The following is a 6720-nucleotide window of genomic DNA, read 5'->3' on the forward strand; positions in this document are numbered from 1 at the left end:
CGGGGCGCTGCTGGGTCTGACGCTGCTGTTCACGCCGCTGGCCGCGGTGGTGACCTCCGCCGCCGCGGCGCCCGCGCTGGTGCTGGTCGGAGCGCTGATGATGATGCAGAGCAAGAACGTGCCCTGGGACGACCTGGACCTGGCCGTCCCGGCGTTCCTGACGATCGCGCTGATGCCGTTCACGTACTCGATCACGAACGGGGTCGGCGCGGGCGTGATCGCCTACACCCTCGTCAAGGCGGCCAGGGGGCGCTTCTCCGAGATCCCGTGGCTGCTCTGGATCGTCTCGCTGATCTTCCTGGCCTACTTCGCGATCGACTGGCTGGAGGAGCTGTTCGGCCGCTAACGGAGGTCGCCGCTGTTGCAGGCCACACCGTTGCCGTCGACGTCCTTGTACCAGAAGTACTCCTCATGCGTGCCCTTGGTGTAGGGGCCGTCTCCGGCGGCCACGGCCTCCTTGCAGCTCGCGTACCGCTTGTCGGGGGTGCGCCTGGAGCCTGACGCCGGGTTCGTGGCGGCGGGGTTGGTGGCACCGGGGTTCGTGGTGCCGGAGTTGGTGGTGCCGGGGTTCGTGGTTCCGGGGTTGGTGGTTCCGGGGTTGGTGGTTCCGGGGTTCGTGCTCTGCTGGTTTCCGGTCTGCGGCGGGGTGGGCGCGCCCGTGGAGGCGGGACCGGTCGGGGCCGAGCTCGTCGGGGCGGTGTCCTGGCCGGGCGTGGTGCCCAGCAGACGCGCCACCAGGGCGTCGGCCTCCTCCTTCTCGAACCCCGCGATGCTCATGCTGTCGCCGTCCATGTACTGGGTGACGATCGGCGCGGCCAGCACGACCTTGGGCGCGTCCGGCTGCAGAGGCGCCAGCACGATGGCGACCTGCCGCTGATCGGGCACCAGCTCGTCGATGAGCTGCACGAGGCGCTCCTTGAACCTCGGGGCGATCGCGATGCGCACGGAGTATTGCCCGTCCTTCTCGCGCACGGGCTGGACCGTCTGCACCGCGTCCACCGTGACGCCGTCCTCCAGCAGGTAGCAGGTCTTCTGCTCCTCGTCGAGTACGGCCTGGTCGCCGGGGCACGGCGCGGCCTTGGCCTGCCTGACGGGCGCGAAGTGGATGGGCACGGCCAGCTGCTGCGCCGGCGCGGCGCCTAAGAGCGGCGAGTCGGGATTCCTGGTCATCAGAACGGCGATCGTGCCGAGCACACCCGCGACCAGCACGACGAGGACGAGCGAGACGATCAACACGATGGTGGTGAGTCTGCTGGCCTGCGGGTCCCCCGACTCCGCGGTCGGCGGCTCTTCCGGCTTGTCCATCGATGTCGATCCCATCCTGACGTTCGGACTGCCGGTGAGCCTATCGAGGTCCGGCGGCACCGGGGTAATCAGCCGGATAATCCCCACCTATCCGTGAGATGGAGTGAGATGGAGGAAGAATGGAGGTGTAAGCACACCTCGCCGAAAAGAGTTCGCTCATGAAGGTCGGTGTTCCGCAAGAGCTCAAGAACAATGAATATCGGGTGGCGCTCACCCCGGCCGGAGCGTACGAGTTCGTGCGCCACGGCCACCAGGTTTTCGTGGAGCAGGGCGCCGGTCTCGGCTCCTCGATCCCCGACGCCGACTTCACCGCGGCGGGGGCCGTCATGATCCCGGACGCCGATGAGGTCTGGGCGGTCAGCGACCTGGTCATGAAGGTGAAGGAGCCGGTGCTGGAGGAGTACCACCGGCTGCGCAAGGGGCAGGTGCTGTTCACGTACCTGCATCTGGCCGCCTCCAGGACGTGCACGCAGGCGCTGCTCGACTCAGGCTGCACCGCGATCGCCTACGAGACCGTCCAGACGCCGAACCGCGCGCTGCCGCTGCTCGCGCCCATGTCCGAGGTGGCGGGGCGGCTGGCGCCGCAGGTGGGCGCGTACCACCTGATGCGCTCGCAGGGCGGCAGGGGCGTGCTCATGGGCGGCGTGTCCGGCGTGCACGCGGCGAACGTCGTGGTCATCGGGGCCGGCGTGTCGGGCATGAACGCCGCCGCCATCGCCCTCGGCATGCAGGCCGAGGTGCTGCTGCTCGACAACAACATCGACAAGCTGCGCCAGGCCGACATGATCTACCAGGGCCACTGCCAGACCGTCGCCTCCAACACGCTGGAGATCGAGCACGCGGTGCTGGAGGCCGACCTGGTCATCGGCGCGGTCCTGGTGCCCGGCGCCAAGGCGCCCGAGCTGGTGAGCAACGAACTGGTGAGCCGGATGAAGCCGGGCTCGGTGCTGGTGGACATCTCGATCGACCAGGGCGGCTGCTTCGAGGACTCCCGCCCGACCACGCACGCCGAACCGACGTACCAGGTGCACGACTCGATCTTCTACTGCGTGGCCAACATGCCCGGTGCGGTACCGAACACCTCGACGTTCGCCCTGACGAACGTGACGCTCCCGTACGCGCTGGCCATCGCCGACCTCGGCTGGCAGCGGGCCCTGCGCGAGGACCGGGCGCTCGCGCTCGGCCTGAACACCCACGAGGGCCGCCTGACCAGCCGCCCGGTGGCCGAGGCGCACGGGCTGGAGTGGACGCCGCCGGAGCGCGTTCTGTCCGCCTGACCCGCCCAGGGGACGTCAGCCCCCTCCCCTCCCGAAGGACTCCAGCCGAAGTACGGAGGGAGACAGACGTGAGAGGGGAAGGGGCTGAGGCCGAATTACTTCTGGCTGGGCGACGGCGAGATGGTCTCCATCGGCGCCTGCTGGTCGCCCGTGGGCTGCGGCGGCAGCGGCGCCTGGTCGGCCGTCGTGGTGATGGCGTCGTCGCCACCGCACGTGGCGCCGGGCTCCGGCGTGTCAGCCCCGTTCTGGAACTTCTTGATGAACGCGGGCAGCTTGGGGTCGGCCGGATCGTTCAGCTTGAGCTGGTGCCCCCAGGACGACGCGACCACCGGCGACGGCAGGCCGGGGTACGGGCTGACCAGCATGTAGTCCTGCTGCCCCGTGGTCGTGGCGACTTCCTTCAGCTTGTCGATCTGCGCCTTGGGCAGGTCGGGCCGGTAGGTGATCCAGAGGGCGCCGTGCTCGAGCGAGTGCACGCCGTGCTCGTTGTGGATTGGCTTGTCGTAGACCGAGCACATCTGCCAGTAGTTGTTGTGCTCGCCACCGACCGGCGGCGTCTCCTTGTACTTGACCGCGGTCCACACGTGCTGCCCGGCCTCGTACTTGTAGTTGGCCACGGCGTCCAACGAGGTCTCGCGTGCCTGCTTGATCAGGTAGAAGCCCACCACGCCGACGAGCACGACGATGATCAACCCGCCCGCTCCCCACATCAGCAGGGCGGCGCGGCGTTGTTTGCGCTTCTGCTCGGCCCGCATCTTGGCCAGATGCTCGCGCCTCGCCTGCGCCTTCTCCTTCGTCATCGTTCCTCCATCGGCGTGCCAACTCCGGTCACCCTATTGCCTTCCGGCGTATGCGGAGAATAAGACCCTTATAAGGGTCCGATCACGACGCCCTCTTCCTGTGGGTACGCTGGACGAGCCATGGAAAAGCCCGTGAGGAAACCCATCCTGATCGTCTGCGGCGTGCTCGTGCTCGCCGTGGCCGCGTTCCTGTTGTTCGGCCGCGACGGCACGCCCGGCGACACCTCGCCCGAAGCCGGGTTCGCCCGCGACATGGCCACGCATCACGCGCAGGCCGTCGACATGGCGTTCACGATCAGGGACAAAGGCCCGGCCAAGGAGATCAGAAACCTGGCCTTCGACATCATCAACACCCAGTCCAACCAGCGAGGCATGTTCCTGGGCTGGTTGCAGCAGTGGGGGCTGAGCCAGGCGACCGACCAGAAGGCGATGGCCTGGATGAACGGCCACGGCCACGGCGGCGGCGCCACGGCCACGCCCGGCGTCATGCCCGGCATGGCCACGCCGCAGCAGCTGACCCAGCTCAAGGAGGCACAGGGCACGCAGGCCGAGGTGCTGTTCCTGCAGCTGATGATCCGCCATCACGAGGGCGGCGTGCAGATGGCCGAGGGCCTGCTCAAGCTGTCCAACCGTCCTGAGGTGGTCAGCATGGCGCAGAAGATCGTCCAGGGGCAGAGCGGAGAGATCAAGCTCATGACGGAGCTGCTCAAGCAGCGAGGCGCGCAGCCCTACCCGTCGATACTCACGCCCCAATAGACGCCCCGACAGACATGGACGCCGACGCGGTCGTGGTGGGGTCCGGGCCCAACGGGCTCGTCGCCGCCGTCACGCTCCCCCGCGCCGGGCGCAGGGTGCTGCTGGGAGCGGCCGACCGTTCGGCGGCGTCGCCCCCCAAGCGGTAACGCATCGCAGGTGGGTCAGGGGTAGGCGGTGCGCATTTCCTCGGCGAGGGCGGCGGCGAAGGCGTCCACGTCCGCCTCCGTCGTGTCGAACGCGCACATCCACCGCACCTCCCCCATGGCCTCGTTCCACGTGTAGAAGCGGAACCGCTTCGCGAGCCGCTCGGTCACGTCCCGGGGCAGCACCGCGAAGACGGCGTTCGCCTCGACCGGCCGGGACAGCGAGACCCCAGGGATGCCGCTCACCGCCTCGGCCAGCCGCCGCCCCATGGCGTTGGCCTGGCGGGCGTTGCGGAGCCAGAGATCCCCCGACAGCAGCGCCTCGAACTGCGCCGACACGAACCGCATCTTCGACGACAGCTGCATGAACGTCTTGCGGATGTAGTCGACCCCGCTGGCCGCGGAGGGGTTGAGGACGACGACCGCCTCGCCGTACAGCAACCCGATCTTGGTGCCGCCGAACGAGAGCACGTCCACCCCCACATCCGTGGTGAGGGAGCGCAGCGGCACGTCCAGGGCGGCGGCGGCGTTGGTGAGGCGGGAGCCGTCGAGGTGGACGAGGAGCCCCAGGTCATGGGCGTGGGAGCAGATCGCCGCGAGCTCGTCGGCCGTGTAGAGGGTGCCCAGCTCGGTGGTGTTGGAGATGGACACCACGCGCGGCTGCGCCCGGTGCACGTCGCCGAATCCCCACGCCTGCCGGTCGATCAGCCCCGGCGTGAGCTTGCCGTCGGGGGTGGGCACGGTGAGCAGCTTGATGCCGCCCACCACTTCGGGCGCCCCGCCCTCGTCGGTGTTGATGTGGGCGCTCTCCGCGCAGATGACGGCCTCCCACTGGGAGGTCATCGAACGCAGCGAGACGACGTTCGCGGCCGTGCCGTTGAAGACGGGCCAGGCCTCCGCCTGCTCGCCGAAGTGCTGCTTGAAGACGTCTCGCAAGGCCTCGCTGTAGACGTCCTCGCCGTACGCGATCTGGTGGCCGCCGTTGGCGGCGGCGATGGCCTGGAGGATCTCGGGGTGCACCCCGGCGTAGTTGTCGCTGGCGAACGCCTTGAGCCGGGGGTCGTGCCTGGGAGTCACGCAGTCAGGTCCAATCGGGTGCCGTTGATCTCGGCGGCGGGACGGTCGTAGAGGGCGCCGATCGCCGCTGCCAGGTCGTGTACGTCGGTGAATCCGGGGAACTTCGCCTCGGGTTTGGCGGCCCGCATGGCGTCGTTCACCAGGGCCTTGATGACCAGGATGACCGCCGCGCTGCCGGTGCCGGACAGGGCGTCGGCCAGCGCGAGCGTCCACGCCTCCGAGGCCGCCTTGGCCGTGGCGTAGACGGCGCCGCCGGCGGAGGGCCGCTCGGCCGCCTTGGCCGAGACGATCACGAAGCGGCCGTTGTCGCTGCGCCGCAGCAGCGGCTCGAAGGCCAGCGACACGTGCTGGAGCGTGCGGATCAGCAGGTCGTGCAGGAGGTCCCAGTCGTCGAGGCTGGTCTCGGCGAACGAGTCCGACCCGCGCCACCCGCCGACCAGATGCACCACGCCGTCCACCCGGCCGTGCTCACGGCCGACGCGGTCTGCCAGGTCCTGTACGGCGGCGCGGTCGAGCAGGTCGACGTCGTCCTTGTCGACACCGATCACAGTGTCGCCGTTTTTCCGGAAAAATTCGGAAACGGCCTCGCCCGTCGGCCCACCAGCACCGGTAATCAGAATGATCATGCGCGCAGTCCCTTAGTCGATTCGACCACATCCGTCAGCTTACGGCGCAGTGCCTCGTAGAACATGCTGAGCGGGAACTCGTCCGGCAGCACCGCGTCCACCTTGGCCTTCTGCTCCTCCGGCAGCGCCTCGACCCCCTTGACCCAGGTCGAGCCGGGGTGCGGCGCCACGTACGAGCTCACCAGCTCGTACGCCGCCAGCCAGTGCGCCAGCTTGGACCGGTCGATGCTGTCGCGGTACAGCTTCTCGACCTCGCCACGCAGATCGGCGACCCCGTCCGCGACCCGCTCCCAGTCGATCGTGAGCCGGTTGTCCGTCCACCGCACGATGTCGTTGCGGTGCAGGTAGGCGAAGAGCAGCTGCCCGCCGAGCCCGTCGTAGTTCCGCACCCGCTCGCCCGTGATCGGGAACCTGAACAGCCGGTCGAACAGGATCGCCACCTGCACGTACCGCGCGTGCGGCACCCCCCGCTCCTCCAGCTTCACGGCCTCGCCGAACGCGGTCAGGTCGCAGCGCAGCTCCTCCAGCGAGTACAGCCAGTACGGCATCCGCTGCTTGATCATGAACGGGTCGAACGGCAGGTCGCCGTGGCTGTGGGTGCGGTCGTGGACCAGGTCCCACAGCACGAACGTGTCCTGCGCGAGCCGCTGTGAGTCCAGCAGCCTGGCGGCGTCCGGCGGCAGGTCCAGCTTGAGCGTGCCGGCGGCCGCCTGCGACACCCGCCGGAACCGGGCGG

The 6720-nt window shown here is 69.0% G+C and carries 8 protein-coding genes and 1 pseudogene; 4 read left to right on the plus strand and 5 right to left on the minus strand.

Translation table 11 applies throughout. The annotated features are described in order from the left end of the window. Window positions 1–346 (plus strand): annotated as a pseudogene (locus AB0J09_RS51945) (NCS2 family permease); the annotation flags it as partial. Here AB0J09_RS51945 and AB0J09_RS51950 read toward each other — a convergent pair. Then, window positions 343–1305 carry an excalibur calcium-binding domain-containing protein gene (locus tag AB0J09_RS51950; RefSeq protein WP_360709194.1) on the minus strand — a complete coding sequence of 321 codons (963 nt, stop codon included), beginning with the start codon at window positions 1303–1305 and terminating at the stop codon, window positions 343–345. The pseudogene AB0J09_RS51945 and the gene AB0J09_RS51950 sit on opposite strands and share 4 nt — an antisense overlap. A 158-nt stretch (window positions 1306–1463) precedes the next feature. On the opposite strand from AB0J09_RS51950, the gene ald reads away from it, so the two are divergent. Further along, complete coding sequence (gene ald / locus AB0J09_RS51955) at window positions 1464–2582, plus strand: alanine dehydrogenase (protein ID WP_360709197.1); 1119 nt, start codon at window positions 1464–1466, stop codon at window positions 2580–2582. Between the two features lie 95 nt (window positions 2583–2677). On the opposite strand, the gene AB0J09_RS51960 is transcribed toward ald, so the two are convergent. Further along, a complete protein-coding gene (locus AB0J09_RS51960; RefSeq protein ID WP_360709200.1) occupies window positions 2678–3382 on the minus strand; it encodes a DUF3105 domain-containing protein in 705 nt (234 codons plus the stop codon). A gap of 132 nt (window positions 3383–3514) precedes the next feature. Here AB0J09_RS51960 and AB0J09_RS51965 point away from each other — a divergent pair, with 132 nt between their 5' ends. Then, window positions 3515–4138 (plus strand): DUF305 domain-containing protein, encoded by a 624-nt coding sequence (locus tag AB0J09_RS51965; protein ID WP_360709203.1) that lies wholly within the window; start codon window positions 3515–3517, stop codon window positions 4136–4138. A gap of 14 nt (window positions 4139–4152) precedes the next feature. Continuing rightward, the gene (locus AB0J09_RS51970; RefSeq protein ID WP_360709205.1) at window positions 4153–4284 is read left to right on the plus strand and encodes an NAD(P)-binding protein; all 132 of its coding nucleotides are present in this window, start codon (window positions 4153–4155) and stop codon (window positions 4282–4284) included. 15 nt (window positions 4285–4299) lie between these two features. On the opposite strand, the gene AB0J09_RS51975 is transcribed toward AB0J09_RS51970, so the two are convergent. The 3 genes from AB0J09_RS51975 to AB0J09_RS51985 form a co-directional block, all read right to left on the minus strand. Continuing rightward, window positions 4300–5358, minus strand: coding sequence for a low specificity L-threonine aldolase (locus AB0J09_RS51975; protein ID WP_360709208.1), 1059 nt, complete (start codon window positions 5356–5358; stop codon window positions 4300–4302). Further along, complete coding sequence (locus tag AB0J09_RS51980) at window positions 5355–5984, minus strand: SDR family NAD(P)-dependent oxidoreductase (RefSeq protein ID WP_360709210.1); 630 nt, start codon at window positions 5982–5984, stop codon at window positions 5355–5357. Before AB0J09_RS51980 ends, AB0J09_RS51975 begins: the two co-directional genes overlap by 4 nt. Further along, on the minus strand, window positions 5981–6720 hold a 740-nt coding region (locus AB0J09_RS51985; protein ID WP_360709212.1), incomplete at its 5' end, for a DUF6421 family protein. The genes AB0J09_RS51985 and AB0J09_RS51980, both read right to left, overlap by 4 nt.

Source organism: Nonomuraea sp. NPDC049784, assembly GCF_040659615.1.
In the GTDB taxonomy this organism is placed as follows: Bacteria; Actinomycetota; Actinomycetes; order Streptosporangiales; family Streptosporangiaceae; genus Nonomuraea.

Excerpts from the sequence above, each read along its gene's own strand:
- AB0J09_RS51950 (WP_360709194.1), bottom strand. The coding sequence starts at position 1,305 with ATGGACAAGCCGGAAGAGCCGCCGACCGCGGAGTCGGGGGACCCGCAG.
- ald (WP_360709197.1), top strand. The coding sequence starts at position 1,464 with ATGAAGGTCGGTGTTCCGCAAGAGCTCAAGAACAATGAATATCGGGTG.
- AB0J09_RS51960 (WP_360709200.1), bottom strand. The coding sequence starts at position 3,382 with ATGACGAAGGAGAAGGCGCAGGCGAGGCGCGAGCATCTGGCCAAGATG.
- AB0J09_RS51970 (WP_360709205.1), top strand. The coding sequence starts at position 4,153 with ATGGACGCCGACGCGGTCGTGGTGGGGTCCGGGCCCAACGGGCTCGTC.
- AB0J09_RS51980 (WP_360709210.1), bottom strand. The coding sequence starts at position 5,984 with ATGATCATTCTGATTACCGGTGCTGGTGGGCCGACGGGCGAGGCCGTT.